Genomic DNA, 238 nt, shown 5'->3' with positions numbered 1-238 from the left:
GACACGTTCTTCAGCGCTTTGATCCCCTTGTGCGGCTCGAGTTCGAGCACGCGGTCGACCAGCAGAATCGGGTAGCGATGCGGCAGCAGCGTGAGGATCTTGTGGATGTCGAGATTGATTTTTTCAGTGCTCATGATGGTTCGTCTCACGCAGAGGCTGCGCGGTGGTGATGCAAAGGCTGATGCGGGCCGTCGTGCGGCCCGGTCCGGCTAACCGGGCGGATGCGCTGGCCGTGCCC

1 pseudogene is annotated in these 238 nt (G+C 62.2%); it reads right to left on the bottom strand.

The features are described 5' to 3' along the window. Positions 1-134: pseudogene (locus SB751_RS34990) on the bottom strand (3-hydroxyacyl-[acyl-carrier-protein] dehydratase FabZ); the annotation flags it as partial. Between the last annotated feature and the right edge of the window lie 104 nt (positions 135-238).

The sequence above is a fragment of the Cupriavidus sp. SIMBA_020 genome (assembly GCF_046535395.1).
GTDB lineage: Bacteria > Pseudomonadota > Gammaproteobacteria > Burkholderiales > Burkholderiaceae > Cupriavidus > Cupriavidus campinensis.
This window is presented reverse-complemented; position numbering and strand designations above follow the sequence as displayed.